A 20,343-nucleotide genomic window follows, 5' to 3' on the forward strand; every position below is an offset into this window, starting at 1 on the left:
TTCCGTTTGAAACTGTTGCTAAATTTTCTAGGACGTCCTGTTCTCAAGCGTGAGTAAATTCTTTGAATCTCAAAGAAGGGACTAAATTATTTTTTGTATTATTTGACATTTTTCTCCTTTTATTGTTTATTTAATATTTTTGTAATAAATTCCAGTTTTTCTTTTTGTACATGCATAGTTGAGAGAAATTTCATTGTTTGTATTAAGTTAGGTAAGACTCATTTATAATCTTTATCTAAAAAATTTAAAGATTTGTCATTGTTATTAGAAACAAATAATTCTAAGTCTTCAATTATTGCATGAGTTAAATAACTTTCTGTTTTTACTGTTAAATCAGTTAAATAATTAGCTCATTGAAAAGCAAGATAATTTATTAATTCTTGATAGTTTTTAATTTCATTTAAAGAATCAAGAGTAGTTTGAAATATTGTTTCTTCTAAAGAACTAATATTGTTGTCAAGTCTTCTTAGATAATTTAAATAATCATAAACTTCAGCTATTTTGAATTTAATTTCTTTTTCTGTTTCAGTTTGAGTGCTTGCAGGATTTAAAAGTTTTTTAATTCTTTCTAAATCACTTGTTTTAATTTTACTTGATTTAAATAAAGTTTGACATTCTGGATAAGTAGAAATTTCTAAGAGTAATGAGTTCATTCGCTCTTCTATTTTGTCTCTTAGTTCTTTCATATGAATTAAATCTTCAGCATTTTCATCTGCTTCTACAGAAATAACTAATAAGAAATTAATAAGATCTGATTCTTTTTCTCCTTCTGAAAATTTTCTTATATAACTATCCATTAATCTATCAAAATTCATTTTTCTTTTTTCTTTAAATACAGATATTTCAGGAATAATAAATTCATCTACTGCTTTTTGTAATTCAAACATTAATTTTTCCTTATCTAAAAAAGGAATGTTTTTAATTGAAGCGTTAGCAAATCTATCTATTTCACTTTTAATAATTTCTTCTCAATTTTCTGGAAATTCATCGATTTCAGTGAAAAAAGGAATAAAGTAGTCAACGATTTTTTCTCTAACTTTTTCCATTTTAGTTTCTATTTTTTTAATTATTTTGGACTCTAAAACTAATAATGTTATTTTTTCAGCATTAACTATTTTATAACCTGAATTATTTACTTTAATTGCTATTTGATCTTGTAAACCACTAATTTCATCAAAATATTTTTGTACAGGTCTAAAGTCTTCTACTGTTAGTAAATTATGAATTTTATTAAATTCTTGATTGGAAGAGTTAACATCTTCTTTTGTTATGTATTTAGAAATTTGAAGATCAAAATTATTAGAGGTAATTTCTTGGATAGAAACCTGTTTTGAAAATCCTTTGATTTCTTTTTTATCTTTATAAGTATTTAAAATATTCTCAATGTTATCAGGACTTAATTTGCAAATATCATTGTTTAATTTTACAAATAAATTAGTTGCATTAATCATAAAAATATCTTTATTTATTTTATTCTTTTTAAAGATTAATAAAACATCAGTGTTGGAGGTTCCAGAAAATAATTTATTTTGTAAATAAATAATTGAGTCTAAATGATTTTCAAGCACAAGTTTTTTTCTAATCTCTTTTTCTACTGAAGCACTTGTTAAGATTGATTCTGGTGCTAAAATAACCATAATTCCTTCATCATCTAAATTGTATAAACCTTGTAAAATAAAAGCTCAATCTGCTTTGGTTTTAGGTGGTGTACCATATTCTTTAAAATAAGGGTTGAAATTTTTAGATATTTCTGAATTTCAACTTTTAGAATTAGGAATATGTGATAATACTACATCTGCTTTAGGATTATTTGTTTTATATAAATCATTTGGTGAATAACTGGTAAATGAATCAGCATTTTTGATTTTTCAATTTTTAAAATCAACATTATTAATTATAAAATTCATTCTACTTATGTTGTAATTTCAACTATCAATTTCAATTGCATTATATTGAACTAAATCTGATTCATTTTTATATTTTTCAAAGGTTTTACCTACATTTAACATTAAAGAAGAAGTTCCGGCTGTTGGATCATAAATCTTAAGTTCATCTTTATTTTTAACATCTTCTAAAACTATTTTTGAAACTATAATTGAAGCATCATTAGGTGTATAAAAACCTTCATTTGCATTTTTATTTTCTTCAGAAAATTCACTAATTAAAAATTCAAATATCTCTTTAAAAATAAAATGATCGTTTTGATAATCAATATTTATTAGTTCAACAACAGATATTGCTTCTTCTATTAGCATTTTTAAATCTTTTTTATTTTTTCAGTTTTTTTCAATTTCATTTTTAGAAATATAAAATATATCACTAAATAAATAGGTATATTTATCATTTTTTTTAATATGATTATGAAAGAGTTCAAATCTCTCAAGTATTTTTTCAAAAGTAATATTTGAACTATGACTTGCCATATATTCTTTATATAAAGTACTAAATAAATTATCGTTAAAAATGAAGTAACCAAGTTCATTTTGAACTGTTTTGTAAATGTTTTTAATTTCTTCAAAAGAGTTAAAATATTTAGTTTTTCTGAATAATGATTTATATTTAAAATAAGAATAATCAAAATACTTGAATGCATTTTCATCTATCTTTAAATTTTGTTTCATAAAAACTTCTTGTTTTCTTGAAAGATATTTGTAAAAAGCAAAATATAAGGTTAGATGTTTGAATTTGTAAAAATCAGTTGCTGTTAATTTTCTAAAAATATTTCAATTTTTTATGAAATAATCAATTTGAGTTGTTCAAAAAGATACTGCTTTGATTTTATTTTGTTTTTGTTCCATTTTATACTCCTTTGAATTTTAAAATAAGTTTCTACTATTATAATTATATTTTAAAATTCGTTTTTTATTTATAGTTATAAAAATAAAAAATCTAATTATAAAATTAGATTAATTATTAATTAATATCCCATTTTTTTAATTACTTTTTCGTTATTTACTCAATTTTTACTTACTTTCACATTGGTAGAGAGAAAAATTTTACTATTAAAAAGTTCTTCAAGTTCTTTTCTTGAATTTATTCCTATTTGTTTAATCATTGCTCCGTTTTTACCAATAACAATTCCTTTTTGTGAATCTCTTGAAACATATATTGTTACATCTATTTGCATTGAATGTTCTTTTTCAATAAAATCATTAACTATAACAGCAATGTTATGAGGCACTTCATCTTCTAAAAGATTAATAGCGTTTTTACGAACAATTTCTTTAGCAAGAAAACGCATACTTTTATCTGTTATATCTTCAACTGGATAAAAAGGTTCAGATTCATAGCTATACTTTTTAATTTCATTAATTAATTCTTGAATTGTTTGTTCATAAGTGATGGATGTACCTAATACAAGGGAAAATCCTTTTGATTTAAGTTGTTCTGCTTTTCTTTTGAGCGTTTCTTTATCAGAAACAAGATCCACTTTTGTAATAAGAGCAATTTTATTTTTAAAATTTTTGATTTTTTCTAAAATCATAAAATCACCTGTTCCAATTTCTTGATCAGCAGGTTGTAAAAATAAAATTAAGTCTGCGTTTTTTAAAGATTCATAAGAACTATTGTTTAATGAATCACCTAATTTTTGCTTGCTTTTATGAATACCAGGAGTATCAATAAAAACAATTTGATATCCTTCTTCATTATAAATTCCGTTTATTTGATCTCTTGTGGTTTGTGGTTTTGCACTTACTATTGATAAATCATATTGTAAGATAGCATTAAGTAAAGATGATTTTCCAACATTTGGTCTACCTATAATTGCAACAAAACACACTTTCATTAAACTTTAATATCCTCACTTAAAATAGGGAAAGGAACCATTTCAAGAACAGTATTTACTCTGCAAGTACCATCATTAGAATATTGAAATATTTTACCATCAAGTGGCATTAATTCACTCATAACTTGCCTACAACCTGCACAAGGAGAGATGAATTCATTTTTCCTTGATATTATATGAATTTCGGTAATTTCTCTTGGTTTAAATCCGTAAGAAATAGCTCCAAAAAGAGCGCTTCTTTCTGCACACATTCCAGAAGGATATGCAGCATTTTCTACATTAACACCATTTCATTCTTTTCCGTCTTTATTTTTTAAAATTGCAGCAACTGCAAAATTTGAATAAGGTGAATAAGAGTTATCTAAAAGTTTTTTTAATTTTATGTACATTATCTACTAATCTCCATTTTCTTCATTATTTTATCAACGTGATAATTCATTTTATCTTCATCTTCTTTTGTTAGATGATCAAATCCAAATAAATGAGCTAAACCATGAGCAAAAAGATAGCAATATTCTCTTTTTAGTGTGTGACCATATTCTTTAGCTTGTTCTTTAACTTTTTGATAAGAAATAATTATTTCTCCAAGTGGTAAAAAATCTAAAAAATCAAAATCACTTCAATTAGTTCCAAAAGAAAGAATATCTGTAACTTTATCTTTTTTTCTATATTCTTTGGAAATTATTTTAATTTGTTCATTATCCGTGAGTAAAAAATCAACAACAATTTTTTTTCTAGCTTTAAATTCTTGATGTGCAAGATTTAAAATCTCTTTAAATTCTTTCAAGTAACGAAATTGATAGTTTGTGTTATTTGAAAAATTCAATTTATTTTCCTTTATCATATTTAAAATTATAATATTTTTTTATAATATTAAAAAAATATTCTCTAAAATTTGAGAATATCTATTTTTAGTCTAAATCTATTTCGATTTCGTTTTCTTCTGCATTTTGTTGTTGTTTGCTTAATTGCTCATCTTCTTGTGCTTTTGTTAATTCAATAACTTTATAATCATTTGATTTTTTAAGTTCAACTTTTGGTTGTTCTTGTTGCTTATCTTTGTTTGCTTTAGGTTCTTCAACAGGAGTATCTTTTGGTTCAGAATCATCAACAATATCGATTTCACTATCTTGTGATTTAGCAGCTTGCTCTTTTAATTCTTTATCTTCTTGTTCTTTAGAAACTGAAATAACATTGAATTTTCTGTCAAATTGTTTTGGTATTTCATCTCCAATTGTAGTTCAAGTATTATCAGGATCTTGATTTTCTAATTGATCGTGAAGTTTTTGTTTTTGATCTGCTGTTAACTCTACTTGTGGTTTTTTTGGTTCTGAAGGTTCGCTAGTTGAATTGTCTTGTCCTTCTACTGTACTGTTGTTATCTTTAGTTTTATCAATTTTATTTAGTTGATCATCAAGAATTTGTTTTTCTTCTTTTTTAGTAACATCTAATTTTGTAAATTTTCTATTAAAACTTTGTGAGCTATCATCGCCAATAGTTGTTCAAGTATTTTTTGGATCTTGATTTTTTAGTTGATCACTAAGTTGTTGTTTTTGTTCAGAAGTTAAAGGAATTTGTGGTGTTTTAGGTTTTTCTGATTCACTATTATTATTGTTATTATCTTGTCCTTCAACTACACTATTGTTATCTTTTGTTTTATCAATGTTCTTAATTTGCTCATCAACAATTTCTTTTTCTTTCTCTTTAGTAACGTCTAATTTTTTAAATTTTCTGTCAAAAACTACAGGTTCAACATTACCTATTGTAGTTGATGTGTTACTTAAATCTTGTTTTAAATATTGTTCATTTAGAATTTCTTTTTGTTCCTTAGTTAAAGGAATTTGTGGTTTTTTTGGTTCTACAGGTTCGCTAGTTGAATTATCTTGTCCTTCTACTGTGCTGTTGTTATCTTTAGTTTTATCGATTTTATTAAATTGGTCGTCAAGAATTTGTTTTTCTTCTTCTTTTGAAACATGTAAGACTTGAAATTTTCTGTCAAAAACAACTTCAGAATCTTGTGTTTGAACTTTTGGATTTGTTGTTGCAGTATCTGGGTTTTGTGAATCATCTTTAGTTTTGTCTGAATTGCTATTTAGTTCTGGATTTTCATTTTTTTGATCAACAGAACCATTTTCAGGTGCTTTGTCGTTATCTTTTGAATCAGAAGTGGTTTTATCTTCTTTTTGAACAGTTTGTGTTTTATTATCGTCTTTTGGTTGTGAATTACTTGGATTTTCAGATTTGTTTTTATCATTTATTTTCTCAGGGTCGGAAACTTTAGCATTATTTTTTGGTGGATTTTCACTTTTATTTTTATCATCATTATTTCCTGGTAGTTCTGCAATAGGTGTTATCACAGGGTTTGGATTTTCTTTAACTGGTTCTGTTTGTGTTGTTCCTGATCCTGGATTTTTAGGTTCATTATGTTTGGTATCAGTTGTATCATTACATGAAATTACCATAGTTATTGGTAATAATGGACTGGCTAACGCCAATTTTGGAAATACCTTTTTAATTTTTTTACTCATTTTTCTCCTTTTTTCTAATTTATTTAAATTAAATTATTAATTTGCATAATATATAGAAATACTTAAGAAAATAAAGAGTGCTTTTCTATATATATATATATATATAGCAGTTAGTAACTTACTTACAATTTAATTAAAAAGAATTTAAATAAATATATTTGAATTATAACTCTTAAGTTACAAAAATAGAGATAATTTATCTTAAAAAAGGCAAAAACTGAGTTTTTTACGCTTTTTTTGAAGTTTTTGAGTTTAAAAAATTAAATAAATAAGAAAATTTAAGTATATTTTGTATTAAAAAAAAGAATTTTTTATATAATTATAATGTATATGGAATAGTACCCAAGAGGCTGAAGGGGATACGTTGGAAACGTATTAGGAGAGGCAACTCTCGCGCAGGTTCAAATCCTGTCTATTCCGCCATTGCTCAGGTGGTGAAATGGTAGACACGCTAGATTGAGGTTCTAGTGCGAGAAATCGCGTTCGGGTTCAAGTCCCGTCTTGAGCACCATATCAAAAAGACCATTAAAATCCGCTTTTGCGGATTTTCTTTTACTTTTGAAAAAAAATGAAAATTTTTGAATTAAATATATTGAAAAATACTTTAAAATGATATAATTTGTTTGTTTTTATCTATAATAAGTTTAATGATAAAATCAGAAAGGAGTAATGTGGAAGATTCAAAAAATAAAAAAATTATGTCTTTTGCAAAACAAAAGGAAATAAACGAATACATAAGAACTAAAAAGATTTTAAAACCTATTGAAATTGAACAAAAATTCCAATTAACAAAAAGTACTGCAAGAAGATACCTTCTTAAACTTGAAGAAGAAGGTTATGTTAAAAGACCTTTTGGTGAAATTGTTTATAACGAAAAAAGAAATTATTTAGATAAAATTGTTATTGACGAAATTAAAGTAAATGTAGAGGCAAAAAGGAGCATTGCTAGAACAGCTGCTGTTTTAGCGAAAGATTACTTAAACATTTATTTAGATGCAGGTTCTACTTGTTATTATTTACTTGAATATTTAGATACTGATGTTAATATTTTTACAAATTCTATCCATAATGCTATGAAAGCTGTTGAAATGGGATTCAAAAATATTTATGTAGTAGGTGGAAAAATAAAACATAAAAGTCTTTCAACAAATTCTCATGATTTATCAGCTATTGAAAATTTTAAATTCCAAATAGCATTTTTAGGTGTTAGTGGTATTGACGAAAATGGAAAACTAACAACAACAGAAATAGGTGATGGGAAAATGAAAAACTTTGTAGCTCAACATTCTGAACTTGTTGTTGTTTTAGCGACCGAAGAAAAATTTGGATTTGGAACATTCTATGATTTTACACCATCTGACAAATTAGTTTTAGTAGTTACAAATTATAAAAAAGAAAAAGAATTTGAAGGATTGAATTTAATTAGAACTAAGGATGAATATTAAAATGCAAGAGCTTAAAAAATTAAAAGAAATACAAGCAAGCTTACAAGTTTTTTATCAAAAAACTAACAATATACATTGAAATATTAAAGGGATTGAATTTTTTGAAATTCACGAAGAAACAGATAAATTAAAAGCAGAAGTTTTAGGATTTATTGATGAAATTGCTGAAAAAGTAGTGATGAAAAAATCACAAGCAATTGGAAGTTTTAAAGAAATTTTAGAACTTTCATTTATCAAAGAAGAATCAACAAAAGAATTTGACTATAAAACAGCTTTACAACTTCTTGTTTTGGATTTAGAAACTTTATTAAAAGAAAGTGAAAGTTTTGAATGAAGTGCAAGAGTTCAACCAATTTTTGATGAAATTTTATTATCATTTGATAAATGATTATGACAATTTTCAGCAATGTTAAAAGAAATTAAATAAATATTCTTTATTTTTTTTCTTTTTAATGTAAAATTATAAAATATAAATCTATAATAAAATTATCTTAGATATACAGAGGGGGAAAAATGGCTATAGTTCCAAAGAGAAAAACTTCTAAACAACGTAAACATAAAAGAAGAACTCATGATGCTTTAGTTGTACAAAACTTAATTAAATGTACAAACTGTTCAAATGGTATCCAACAACATAGAGTATGTAGATTTTGTGGTTTTTATAAAGGACAAAAAGTTCAAGGTTTTACAGCTTTAAACGACAAATAATTATTAATCAAATTTATTAATAACGTATAAAAACTAATATATTTTAATTTAAAATCAAGGCTTTAAGCTTTGATTTTTTTCTATTTGAAGTAAAATTATAATAGTAAAATTAAATGAGGTTAAAAATGTATAAAAACATAGAGTTAAAAGATAAAGAAATTGCTAATGCAATAAATAAAGAACTTCAAAGACAAGAAGAACACATTGAATTAATAGCTTCTGAAAATTATGTTTCAGAAGATGTATTAAAAGCAACAGGAAGCATTTTAACTAACAAATATGGTGAAGGGTATCCAGGAAAAAGATATTACGATGGTTGTGAAAATGTGGATGAAGTAGAAAATTTAGCTATTGAAAGACTCAAGAAATTATTCAAAGTAAAATTTGCTAATGTTCAACCTTATTCTGGTTCGACAGCAAATGCAGCTGCTATTGCTTCAATTGTAGAACCAGGAGGGAAAGTTTTAGGAATGTCACTAAGCTCTGGTGGTCACTTGACACATGGATATAACATAAATTTTTCTGGAAAATTTTATCAATCATTTTCTTATGATGTTGATTCTAATGGTTTGTTAGATTATGAGCAAATTTTAAAAGTAGCAAAAGAAGTTAAACCCAATTTAATTATATGCGGTTATTCAGCATATTCAAGAACAATAGACTTTTCTAAATTTAGAAAAATTGCAGATGAAGTAGGTGCTTACTTAATGGCTGACATTGCACATATAGCTGGACTTATTGCTTCAGATTTACATCCATCACCTGTAGAATATGCAGACATAATTACTTCGACAACTCACAAAACATTAAGAGGTGCTCGTGGTGGTATCATAATGACAAATAATGAAGAAATTGCTAAAAAAATCGATAGATGAGTTTTTCCCGGTTATCAAGGTGGTCCTTTATTTCATAGCATCGCAGGAAAAGCGGTTGCTTTTAATGAAGCACTACAACCTTTTTTTAAAGACTATTGCAAACAGATTATAAAGAATTCAAGGGCTTTTTCGGAAGAATTTCAAAAAAATGGAGTAGAAATAATTTCTGGCGGAACTGATAATCACTTATTTACTATAAATGTTAAAAAATCTTATAAAACAACAGGTAAATCAGCTTCTTCTATTTTGCAAAAAATCAATATTACCGTTAATAAAAACACAATTCCAAATGATGATGAATCTCCTTTTGTAACTTCAGGAGTTAGACTAGGAACTGCTGCAATGACTTCTAGAGGTTTTAAAGAAAAAGAATTTAAGCAATTAGCCAATATTATAAATAAAGCTTTGTTAAATAGTGAAAACCAAAAAGAGTTAGAAGCATTAAAACAAGAAGTAATAAAATTAACTAAAGATTTTCCTATAAAAAAATCTTATTGAAACTAAAATGAAACCAAAGAAAAATTATTTAATTTTTAACTCATTTAAAATAGATTGAAAAGAAATTTTATTCAAAAAACAAAGCAAAATTATTTTATTTTTTAAAATTTTTGTCTTGATATTATATTCAATTTATTTTACAATAAACTATGTATTTTTTAATAATTTTATAAAACTCAATAATTATAGTCATATCAATTTAGAAAGCAAAGTTCTGTTTTCAGTGACTTATTGATTTTTTAGTTTTGTATCTTATTTATACTTATTTAAAATTTACACTGGTGTACAATTACATTTGTGAAAAATTAAGTATTATTTTATATTTGCTTCTTTGTTTCTTCTAACTTCTATTGCATTTTTTGGTTTATCTTTATTTTTATACATTAATGTTGATACTTTCAGTAAAGAGAAGTTTACCTTTAATTTAAATTTAGCAGTTTATTTACTTTTATATGTAATAGTTTTAAATTGTGCTTACAATTTTTACAACTACTTTATTTTTAAAAAAAATGATGTAAAACTAAAACTTAAATATAAATGAACTATTTATTCTTACGTAAGTAAATTTATTTATTATTTTGCTTTTTTAATTTTTTATATTAACTTTTCTCTATATGTAGAAAAAACTGGAATAAGTAATATCGCAAATTATCCTTTTTTCCACTTTTTAATAAATGATTGAAAAATATCAGATTTTGTTTTAAAAACTTTATTAATTATTGGTTTATGTATAACTCTTTTTCCTTTTGTTTATAGTTTTTTCAATTTTTGGGAAATAAAAGCAAAAAATAAAGATTTTAATAAGCTATTTTTATGAATTTCAATAATTTCAATGTTTTTAACCTTGCTTTTATTTTTCATTCAGTTTGCTACTCATTTCCATTTCAAAGCGTGAAATTATATTTATTTAGGTTTTAGTATTGTAATAATTTTAATTTACTATTTTTTAGTCTTAAATTTTAAAAACATTTTTAAAACAGATCAAATAATAAAAATTTTTACTTTATGCTCAATATTTCTTTTATGAATGTTATTTTATTTAATAAGAATTCTTTTTGATTTTAATTCATCTAAAAATGTTTCTGGAATTCAAATTACTGATATAAATCTTTTTATAAATGGTATTTCTAACTTTTTAATCTTAGTTTTATTTTGTTTAAAGCATAGAAAGTGAGATTTATTTAAAAGGTTATTTGTTAGATTATTTGTTAACTTTTTTACTTTAATAATTACAATTGTCTTTTATTTAAAAAATAACAATTTATTTTATTTAATTAATGAGTTTTTAAATATTGAAGTTTTATTTTATTCTATTATAATTTTTTATATACTATTTAATATTTTGTTGTTATCTTTTTACAATTTATTAATTTTAAAATCAACAAAAAAAGGAGTTAAAAATGTTTAATTTTTTAAAAAAAGAAGAAAGAGAATTTAAAAAAATCCGTAGTGAACTAAAGAAAAATAACGATTATTTTTGAATTTTAGAAAATTACAATAAATTTATAAATGATAATCAAACAGTGCATTTAAAAGACATTTTAAACAATATAAAACTGCTTTTAAATTCAAAAGAAGAAATTGAAAACTTTGATTCTTTTTTTAAAATTTATGAAAAAAGTTTTTTTGAAAAAAAAGAAATTGATTTTGGTCTTTTTTCAATTATATGAATGAAAAACGATAAATTTATTTTCCCAACAATAAAAAAAGATAACATTTTTTTACAAGAAAAATTAGATTTTTCAAACAATGAAATTTTTAAAAATATTCAGAACATTTTTACTGAATATGTTATTGATGTAATTCAAAAAGAAAAAAAGTTAGTTTTAATTGATGGAATTATTATTTATTTTAACAAAGATGAAAACTTTGAATTATTTTACAATGAAAAACAAATTAAAAGAGTAAAAAATGAAATCTAACAACTCAAATTCACTTAAAGTTTTTGAAAATCTTCATGCAACAACTAAAATTAGTAGATTAAACACAATTTTAAAAATTTCTAATATTAATAAAGGTTTTGAAGAAAAAGTTTTTTCTTCAATTAATGTAAAAAACATTCTTTTTTCAATTGAAAATAGATATAAATTAAACTCTTTTTTCTTTAAAAAATCTAATAAAGAAAAAAATAATTCCAAACTTTGAATTTATGTTTCTGAAAAAATAGAATTAAATTATCTAAACTATAACAACATAAATGATGAACTATTAAAAAAGTTTAACTTTAAGAAGGATTTTTTAATTACAATTGGTATTGAAGCTATAAATTTTGCAAACAAAAATAAAATTATTCCTATTTTTCAAACTGAAAATACAAATGAACAACAAATTTATGAACTGGAAAAAATTATTTCTGAAATTTATGGAAATAAAATTGTCTCAGAAGTAATTTTTGTTTTAAATTCCAATAGAATTAAAGATAATTCCATCACAATTTTACCTATTGATAAATTTAATTTTGATTTAAATAATTCAACTAATTTCCAGCAAATTTCTTTTACAAATGAACATTTAATTTTTCCTGATATTTTCAATTTTATTAAAAATCTTTTTTTAATTTATTTAAACTCTATTGTTCCTGCTTTAATTTATGAATCATCTTTTTTTAAGTTAAAACAACAATTAATTCACGAAACAAGAATATTAAAAGAAATTGAAAAAAATATAGAAAATATCAAAATTAAAACAAGGGAATTAAAAAGACAGAACTTAACGGAAGAAATTGTGTTATTATCACAATTACCAAAGGAAAATTATGAAGAGTAAAGTTTTAACCAGTTTATGATCAAAAAATCTTATTTTTAAAAAAAAGAAGTCTTTTTTTAATGTAAATATTATTAAAAGTAATAAAATTATAGAAATGTTTTCTGAAAGCAATATTAACATTTATATTCCAAAAGAAAAAAACTATTTTTCATTTAAAGAAAATGTTTTTTGTTCTTTAGATAATGCAATTATAAAAATTAGAAATAAAGAAAATATTATTAAGCTATTTTTAGTAGATAAAACAATAATTAAAAATGATAAAAATTCCAAAACTTTAGAAGTAATAGTTTTTAATTATATTAAGCAACTTTTTTCTATTAAAAATGATAAAATTAAATTAAAAGAAATTAAAATTAAATATAAACAAGCTAAAAAAAAGTATAAAAAGGTTTTTAGACAAAGTAAAGTAGGTATGGATATTAATGATATTCTAACAAAATATAAGGTTGTTGAAGAATATGAAATTTTAAAAATAATGAAAGGATCGAAGATATATTTTAAAGATGAAAAAACGAAATAAATTTAAATTTTTTAGAAGATTATTAATATTAACTTTGCCCATAATTCCTGTATTTTCATCAATTTCTTTATTAAGCAACAATGAAATTGATGAAATAGATAATTACAAAACAGAACAAGTTGATCATATCCTTTCTACTTTAAAAAATAAAATTGCTAAATTATATACTCAAAGCTTACAAGAATTAAAAAATTCTTTTCCAACTAAAGCGGAATATGAAAAAAATAGATATTACCAAATTCTTAATAATAATTTTTCTATTATCGAAAATTCTCTTAAAAGTTATATTAATAATGACTTTGATTTTCTAAAACAAGAAACTTATCTGTCTAGAAATTCCATTTCAAACGAAGAATCCAAAATCATCAATACTCTCTCAAAAGATGAAAGATTAAACATTTTATCTTCTTTTTTAAATAGAATAAATAATGTTTATATTAGTGATTCCAATTGATTAACTAATCCCGGTAATTTCCCTATTTATGGTTACGATTTCAACTTAGATGATAAAGAAATAACTGATGTTGAAAAAACTAAAATTAATAGTATTATCTTTAATTTAGAAAATCAAGTTAGAAATTTCAATGGTACAGATTTTATTGCATATAATATTCAAGAAAAGCTAAGAGAACATATTTATAGAGATAGAAATATCTTAATGCAAGCTAGAAATGAAAATAAATTAGGAATAATAAAAATTAAACCAGAAGCTCTTGAAAAAAGTACATTCAATTTAAAGAAAAATGATATTTATATTGAAAAGCCTAATCCAGAATTTAAATATACTGATGAATTTATTGTAAAAGATCCTGAAATTACACAATCAAATAACGGTAGAACTATTGACATAAGAGCAAAAATTAATTTAAATAACGTTTTTCTATTTTTTGATGAACATTTCGAATTTAAATACTCATTTTTTGAATATGAAAATTTATTATTAAATAACTATTACAATAATTTAATTGAACAAAAAAGAATATACTTAAAAGATACATCAAAAAATAAAAATTTCGATGAAATAACCGCTAGTGATTTTTATAGTTTTGATCCAAATGATAAATTTAATTTTGAAATAAATTCAATAGAAAAACATATTTTGGAATCAGAAAGAAAAGATGTTTTAATCAATTTTACATTAACAAGTAAAATTGATACTAATTCTTTTGAAATTATTGCTCCAAATCAGCATTATTTATTCCAAAAAAAAGGGAAATTCCTTTATGAAAATATTTTATTAAATAAAGTTCAAGATATTAATTTAGCTGATGAATTACCTTTAAATTTAACAGATAAAGGAAAAGAAATAACAGCTTCTAACGCAAGATTCTATAGTCCTTTAGAACAAATTGCTTATGTTTCAGGTGATACTAAAGGTTTTGATTACAAAATTAAAAAAATAGTAAAAAAAGCTGATAGTGATGGAACAATAGGGATTGCAGAAGTTCAAATAAGCAATGGAGAAGAAACAAAAAATTATTTTACAGAAGTAACCGGATTTAAAAAGGAAGAAAAACATATTAACCCTGATAATCCTGAATTTACTCAAGAAGACAAAGATAACATTTATAATAATATGTTTAAAGAAAATGTTGATGTTTTTAATAATTTTTTAAATAAAGAAGATTTACATAATTTAACAGAAGAGCAAAAAGCAGCATTATTTGCTTCTGCATTTCTTTTTTCTGAAAATAATATAAAAAATAATATTTCTAATGTTATAGAAGAAGTTGAAAATAATCCTGATTTTTCAAACTTAACTAAACAAGAAAAAACAGAAAAAATAGAAGAAATTTTAAAAAATGATTACAAAGAGTTATTTGAAAACAATAAAAATCTTTTAGATACAGCTATAGGAGCTGCTATTGATGGCAAAGCAGAAAAAATAAAAAATATTCTGGAAAATAATAATAAAATTGACTCTGAAATTGCAAAATCTATTTTAGACAAACTTGAATTACAAAAAAACGAAATTAAAGATATTCTTAAAAAAGAACCTGATCCAATTTTTGACGAAAAAATTAAAAATATAGTTGAACAAATTGATGATCAAACTAAAAAAATCCTTGCAGATAATGCAGCAAATTTTATTAAAAATTTAAATCCTTTAGAAATTAAAAAGGTTAAAAACTCTGTAGAACTCGGTATTTTATGATCTATAGTAACTGTAGGTTCTATTGTTTCTCTTGCAAGTTTAATGACTATTTTATTTTTAATTTTTAAAAGAAATAAAAAAATAAAACAAAAATTAACTTTACTACTTTCTTCTGGTGTTTTAGGTAGTTCAACTCTTGTTTTTGTGATTTATATATTATTAGAATTGATGAGGTAAAATGAAAAAAAATAATCCAATTGTAAAATCGATAAATAACTTTTTAATTAAAGTTGAAGGTGATTTTAATTACGAACAAAATCAATTTTTTAAAATCAATAAAGATCTTTATGGTTTTTTACTTTCTGCAAGTCAAGATAGAGCTGATTTAATTATTTCTAATCCTAACACTAAAATTGAGTTAAATAAAGAAATAGAACCTATTTTATTTGACAAAATAGAAACAAATAGTGGTTTTTTTGGAAAAATAATTAATATAAAAGGTGAAATTTTAAATAAAAATTATAAAGAAAATAACAATATTATTTCTTTTGGAAAATCTGAAATTTTTAAAACTGCAAGAGGAATTAATGAAAGAAAAAAAATAAATCAACCTTTATTTACAGGATATTTTGGAATTGATTTATTTACTCCAATAGGAAAAGGTCAAAGACAACTAATTGTTGGTGATCGAAAAACGGGAAAAACCCATTTAACTCTCTCTTCCATTATCAACAATTGCTCTGATAATAACATAAGATTTATTTATGCTTCCATTGGACAAAAAAATAGTTCTATTTCAGAAATTTATGAAATTTTAAAAAATAATGGTTGCTTAGATAAAAGTATCATTATACACGCTGAATCAGATAATTCTTATGATCAATTTTTATTACCATATGTTGCAATGGCTCATGCTGAAAATTTATCTAAAAATAATTTTGATGTTATTTTAATATTAGATGATTTAACTAAGCACGCAAATATTTATAGGGAAATTTCTTTATTATTGAATAAACCAGCAGGTAGAGAAGCATTTCCTGGAGATGTCTTTTTTACTCATTCTAAATTATTAGAAAGAGGTGGAAATTTTAAAGATGAAGGTTCTATAACTGTTTTTCCTATTGTGGAAACAAATTCTGGCGATATTACTTCTTTTATATCTTCCAATATAATTTCAATTACCGATGGGCAAATTGTAATAAGTAGTGAACTATTTAATTCAGGAATTATTCCGGCTATAAATTATCCAATTTCTGTTTCTAGAACAGGAAGTTCAGTTCAAAATAAACAAGTTTCTGAATTATCAAAAGAGTTGACTAAAGTCTATAATAACTATATAAAAAATCACAATCTTAATGATATTAAATTTAATCTTTCAGATACCTTTACTAAAACTTTAAATCAAGGTAAAAATATTGAAAAAATATTAACTCAAAAAGGTTTTAATCATTATCTAAACACAGGGGAAATTATTTTATTTTCAAAACTAGTAATTTGAAACATTTTAGATGCTAATGAAGACAATCAAGACTTATTTGAATTTATTTTCAGTTTTTTACAAAAAAACAAATGAGCTAATAAAATTTATAATAAACTCATTAGTTCAGAATTTGTAGATGAATTTCATTTTAAAAATTTTATAATTAATGCAATTAATGATTTTTACAATTATAAAGGAATAACAAAGAAAATTAGTCAAGAAATAAATTTTAAAAAAATAAGTGAAAATGAAATGAAAGAGTATTTAGGTGAATAAAATGAATGGAAAAATTTCAAAAATTTTAACAGATGCAGTAGAAATTCAATTTGATATTGAAAATGATTTGTCAAATAATAGTCTTGAAATTGGAAAAATAATTAGTGATTTAAAAGAAGAAAATATTTTACTTGTTGAAAAAATAATTTCCAATTCCGTTGTTAGAGCAATTATCATTCACAATCCAACTAAATTATTTATTAATCAAGAAGTTATCTTGCAAGATAAAAAACTTCAAGTTCCTGTAGGTTTAAAAACTAAAGGAAACATTTTTAATATTAAAGGAGAATCTTTAAATCAACCTAAATCAAAATTCAAAATGATAGATTTGGATTCAACAATTACAAAAGTTAAATTTGAAACTAAAAACAAGTTATTTTTAGAAACAGGAGTAAAATGTATTGATTTTTTTATTCCTATTTTCAAAGGAACTAAACTTGGAATTTTAGGAGGAGCTGGAGTAGGGAAAACAGTTTTAATGAAAGAATTAATCTTTAACTTATCTTCACAAAAACTTAATAATAAATTGACTTCTATTTTTATAGGTTCTGGTGAAAGAACAAGAGAAGGTCAAGAATTACTAGATGAATTAAAAGAATCTAATTTACTGGAAAAATCTATAATTTTCATTTCACAAATGAATGAAACAGCTGGTTCAAGAAATAAAATAGTTCCTATGGGAATAACTGCAGCTGAATATTTAAGAGATGTTGAAAAAGAAGATGTTTTACTTTTTATTGATAATATTTATAGATTTATTCAAGCAGGTAATGAGTTATCTTCTTCACTTGGAAAAAAACCGTCAGCTGTAGGTTATCAACCAACACTAAATTCCGAAGTTTCTTATATTGAAGAAAGACTTAATGAAAATGAAAATGGTGGAATAACTTCTTTTCAAACAGTTTTTTTACCTATGGATGATATAAATGATCCAGGTTCCATTGCTGTTTTTAGTCATTTAGATTCTGTTTTAGTTTTATCAAGAGAAATAGCATCTAATGGTATCTTTCCAGCTTTTGATCCACTAAAATCTAATTCAAGCTTATTGACAATTGAAAATATTGGAAAAAGACATTTTGATGCACTTACAGAAACTAAAAAAATTCTTCAAAAATACGAAGAATTAAAAGATATTATCCTTATTTTAGGTTTAGAGCAACTGGATAATGAAAACTGAATAATAGCAAGAAAAGCAATGCAATTAATTAATTTTTTTAGTCAAAAATTAAGAACAGCAAGTAATTTTACAAAAGAAAAAGGAGAATTTATCTCTATTGAAAAAACTATTAGTTCAATAGAAAAAATTGTTTCAGGAACTTATTTAAATATCCATCCAAAAGAGTTTTTATACATTAATTCAACAGAAGAAATTGATTTAAAATTAGAAAGGTTAAACTAAATATGATTTTAACTCAAATAATAGTAGGAATATTAGCTATTATTATTACTCCTTTTTCAACTGTTCCACAACTTTATAAAACTTTTAAAACTAAACACGTTGGAGTGGTAAGTTTTACAACTTTTTGAGTATTGTGATTAAGTTATATTTTTTGAATTTTTTATTCAATTTTTAAAAATGAAATTTCTATTTTCATTTTCATAGCTTCATTTGTAGATTTAAGTTTATTAAGTTTACTGATTGTATTATTTTACAAATATTCCAAAAAACTAAATTACATTTATATTGCCATTTTTCTGTCGTTTTCCTATATTTTAGTAATTATTTTAACTATTTTAAGTAGTCTTAAAATAATCTCATTCAATAACAATATAGTAAATTCAATTTTAATAAATGCTGCAAGTTTTTGCATTTCATTTGCATCATTGCCACAATTAATTAAAGGATTATTTTTCAAAAAAATGAAAGGGTTATCATTATTTTATAAATCACTTGTTTTAACTGTGGAAATTTTATGATTTACCTATTGATTAATTGCTGGATTGATTACAATTTATAATTTAGACGGTGGCATTGCTATAAGTATTACAGAAATGATTCAACTATTAATTTGATCCAGTTTTGCAATTATTACTAATTCATTAGTGATTTTGATGATTTTAATAAAAAATAAAAAACATAGCAAAAATGAACATATTTCAAACTAAATTGAGAAAAAATGATAAAATTTTTTATTATGAAAAAGATAGTACAAGTAAATATAGAAATCCCAAAAGGATCAAATATAAAATATGAATATGATAGAAAAACCAATCAAATTATAGTAGATAGAATTTTAAGAGATGGTTTTAGATATCCAGCTAATTATGGTTCTTTAAGAGAAGCGCTAGATTGAGACGGAGATGAATTAGACGTATTAGTTTATTCAGATGAATCATTTTTTAGTGGTTCTGTATTAAATGCAAGAATAATTGGAGCTATGAAAATGATTGATGATGGTGAAACAGATACAAAATTAATAGCTGTTCATGAAGATGATTACCGTTTAGATCACATTCAAAAATTAGAAGATTTACCAAAATGATGATTAAGAGAAGTAGAATTATTTTTTAGCACATACAAAAATTGAAAAAGATCAGGAATTACTTCTGTAAATGGTTTTGAAGGAATTGAATATGCTATTCAAGAATACAATGAATGTGTTGAATTAATGAATGAATATTCTCATTTACCAAAAGAAGAATTTATTAAATTAATGAAAGAAAAACATCCTGAAAAATACGAATAAAAGCACATTAAAAAACTTTGATGATAGTTTTTTAAATAATAAAGTAAAAATAATTGCAGGTTGCGATGAAGTTGGTCGTGGTTGTGTAGCAGGACCAGTTGTTGCAACCTGTGTTATTTTAAAAACTGAATTTGATAGCAATCAAATAACTGATTCTAAAAAAATTCCTAAAAACAAACATAAAGAACTTGTAGACTTAATTATAGAAAATTCATTAGAATATCACACAATTTTTATAGACTCTCAAACAATAGATGAAATTAACATTTTAAACGCAACAAAAGAAGCAATGAAAAATTCAATTGAAAAATTTAACACAAAAATTGATTTAGTTTTAACTGATTTTGTTAAAATTGATTCTAATATCAATCAAGAAAATATTACCAAAGGTGATTCTAAATCGTTATCAATTGCTGCTGCTTCTTTAATTGCTAAATATACGCGAGATTCCTTTATGAAAGAAATTTCCAAAGATTTTCCAGTATATAATTTTAGTCAAAATTCAGGTTATTTAACAAAAGAACACAAAGAAGCATTAAAAAAATTTGGTTTTTGTTCAATTCATCGAAAAAGTTTTGAACCTATCAAAAGTATGCACAACAAAATAAAAATTTTTAAATAATTTTGTAAATTATTAATCAAAATGTCCTTTTTTTAGCGATATGAAAATAATAATTA

General features: G+C 23.3%; 18 protein-coding genes and 2 tRNA genes. 15 read left to right on the top strand and 5 right to left on the bottom strand.

Annotation, left to right across the window (positions count from 1 at the left end; genetic code table 4):
- Window positions 1-119: 119 nt before the first annotated feature.
- From ACXX85_RS03430 to ACXX85_RS03450, 5 genes are all read right to left on the bottom strand, one after another.
- On the bottom strand, window positions 120-2,798 hold the full coding sequence (locus tag ACXX85_RS03430) for an N-6 DNA methylase (protein ID WP_436359171.1): 2,679 nt from the start codon (window positions 2,796-2,798) through the stop codon (window positions 120-122).
- Window positions 2,799-2,917: 119 nt separating this feature from the next.
- Window positions 2,918-3,787 carry a GTPase Era gene (era, locus tag ACXX85_RS03435; RefSeq protein WP_436359169.1) on the bottom strand — a complete coding sequence of 290 codons (870 nt, stop codon included), beginning with the start codon at window positions 3,785-3,787 and terminating at the stop codon, window positions 2,918-2,920.
- A complete protein-coding gene (gene cdd / locus ACXX85_RS03440; RefSeq protein ID WP_436359168.1) occupies window positions 3,787-4,176 on the bottom strand; it encodes a cytidine deaminase in 390 nt (129 codons plus the stop codon). Before cdd ends, era begins: the two co-directional genes overlap by 1 nt.
- Complete coding sequence (gene ybeY, locus ACXX85_RS03445; protein ID WP_436359167.1) at window positions 4,176-4,613, bottom strand: rRNA maturation RNase YbeY; 438 nt, start codon at window positions 4,611-4,613, stop codon at window positions 4,176-4,178. The genes cdd and ybeY overlap by 1 nt, the downstream gene beginning before the upstream one ends.
- An 85-nt stretch (window positions 4,614-4,698) precedes the next feature.
- Window positions 4,699-6,315 (bottom strand): hypothetical protein, encoded by a 1,617-nt coding sequence (locus ACXX85_RS03450; RefSeq protein ID WP_458560635.1) that lies wholly within the window; start codon window positions 6,313-6,315, stop codon window positions 4,699-4,701.
- Window positions 6,316-6,647: 332 nt separating this feature from the next.
- Between ACXX85_RS03450 and ACXX85_RS03455 the strand changes: the two genes are divergently transcribed.
- From ACXX85_RS03455 to ACXX85_RS03525, 15 genes are all read left to right on the top strand, one after another.
- Window positions 6,648-6,738 (top strand) — tRNA-Ser (locus ACXX85_RS03455).
- Between the two features lie 2 nt (window positions 6,739-6,740).
- Window positions 6,741-6,826, top strand: a tRNA-Leu gene (locus ACXX85_RS03460).
- A 160-nt stretch (window positions 6,827-6,986) separates the two neighbouring features.
- On the top strand, window positions 6,987-7,760 hold the full coding sequence (locus ACXX85_RS03465; protein WP_458557615.1) for a DeoR/GlpR family DNA-binding transcription regulator: 774 nt from the start codon (window positions 6,987-6,989) through the stop codon (window positions 7,758-7,760).
- A gap of 1 nt (window position 7,761) precedes the next feature.
- The gene (locus ACXX85_RS03470; RefSeq protein ID WP_458557616.1) at window positions 7,762-8,187 is read left to right on the top strand and encodes a Dps family protein; all 426 of its coding nucleotides are present in this window, start codon (window positions 7,762-7,764) and stop codon (window positions 8,185-8,187) included.
- Window positions 8,188-8,273: 86 nt separating this feature from the next.
- A complete protein-coding gene (gene rpmF / locus ACXX85_RS03475) occupies window positions 8,274-8,468 on the top strand; it encodes a 50S ribosomal protein L32 (RefSeq protein ID WP_436359163.1) in 195 nt (64 codons plus the stop codon).
- Between the two features lie 125 nt (window positions 8,469-8,593).
- Window positions 8,594-9,847 (top strand): serine hydroxymethyltransferase, encoded by a 1,254-nt coding sequence (glyA, locus tag ACXX85_RS03480; RefSeq protein WP_458559413.1) that lies wholly within the window; start codon window positions 8,594-8,596, stop codon window positions 9,845-9,847.
- Between the two features lie 1,394 nt (window positions 9,848-11,241).
- A complete protein-coding gene (locus ACXX85_RS03485) occupies window positions 11,242-11,763 on the top strand; it encodes an MSC_0623 family F1-like ATPase-associated protein (RefSeq protein ID WP_458559411.1) in 522 nt (173 codons plus the stop codon).
- Complete coding sequence (locus tag ACXX85_RS03490) at window positions 11,753-12,607, top strand: MSC_0622 family F1-like ATPase gamma subunit (RefSeq protein ID WP_458559410.1); 855 nt, start codon at window positions 11,753-11,755, stop codon at window positions 12,605-12,607. The genes ACXX85_RS03485 and ACXX85_RS03490 overlap by 11 nt, the downstream gene beginning before the upstream one ends.
- Entirely contained in the window at window positions 12,597-13,127 is a 531-nt protein-coding gene (locus tag ACXX85_RS03495) for a hypothetical protein (protein WP_458559409.1), read from the top strand. The genes ACXX85_RS03490 and ACXX85_RS03495 overlap by 11 nt, the downstream gene beginning before the upstream one ends.
- Window positions 13,111-15,459 carry a hypothetical protein gene (locus ACXX85_RS03500; RefSeq protein ID WP_458560636.1) on the top strand — a complete coding sequence of 783 codons (2,349 nt, stop codon included), beginning with the start codon at window positions 13,111-13,113 and terminating at the stop codon, window positions 15,457-15,459. Before ACXX85_RS03495 ends, ACXX85_RS03500 begins: the two co-directional genes overlap by 17 nt.
- 1 nt (window position 15,460) lies before the next feature.
- Window positions 15,461-16,978, top strand: a complete 1,518-nt coding sequence (locus tag ACXX85_RS03505) for an MSC_0619 family F1-like ATPase alpha subunit (RefSeq protein ID WP_458560637.1) — start codon at window positions 15,461-15,463, stop codon at window positions 16,976-16,978.
- Window position 16,979: 1 nt separating this feature from the next.
- A complete protein-coding gene (locus ACXX85_RS03510; RefSeq protein WP_458560638.1) occupies window positions 16,980-18,377 on the top strand; it encodes an MSC_0618 family F1-like ATPase beta subunit in 1,398 nt (465 codons plus the stop codon).
- Window positions 18,378-18,379: 2 nt separating this feature from the next.
- On the top strand, window positions 18,380-19,084 hold the full coding sequence (locus ACXX85_RS03515; RefSeq protein WP_436359154.1) for a PQ-loop domain-containing transporter: 705 nt from the start codon (window positions 18,380-18,382) through the stop codon (window positions 19,082-19,084).
- Window positions 19,085-19,113: 29 nt separating this feature from the next.
- Complete coding sequence (locus tag ACXX85_RS03520; protein WP_436359153.1) at window positions 19,114-19,665, top strand: inorganic diphosphatase; 552 nt, start codon at window positions 19,114-19,116, stop codon at window positions 19,663-19,665.
- A gap of 52 nt (window positions 19,666-19,717) precedes the next feature.
- The gene (locus tag ACXX85_RS03525) at window positions 19,718-20,287 is read left to right on the top strand and encodes a ribonuclease HII (protein ID WP_458560639.1); all 570 of its coding nucleotides are present in this window, start codon (window positions 19,718-19,720) and stop codon (window positions 20,285-20,287) included.
- Window positions 20,288-20,343 lie beyond the last annotated feature (56 nt).

It is taken from the genome of Mycoplasma sp. Z386 (assembly GCF_054343375.1).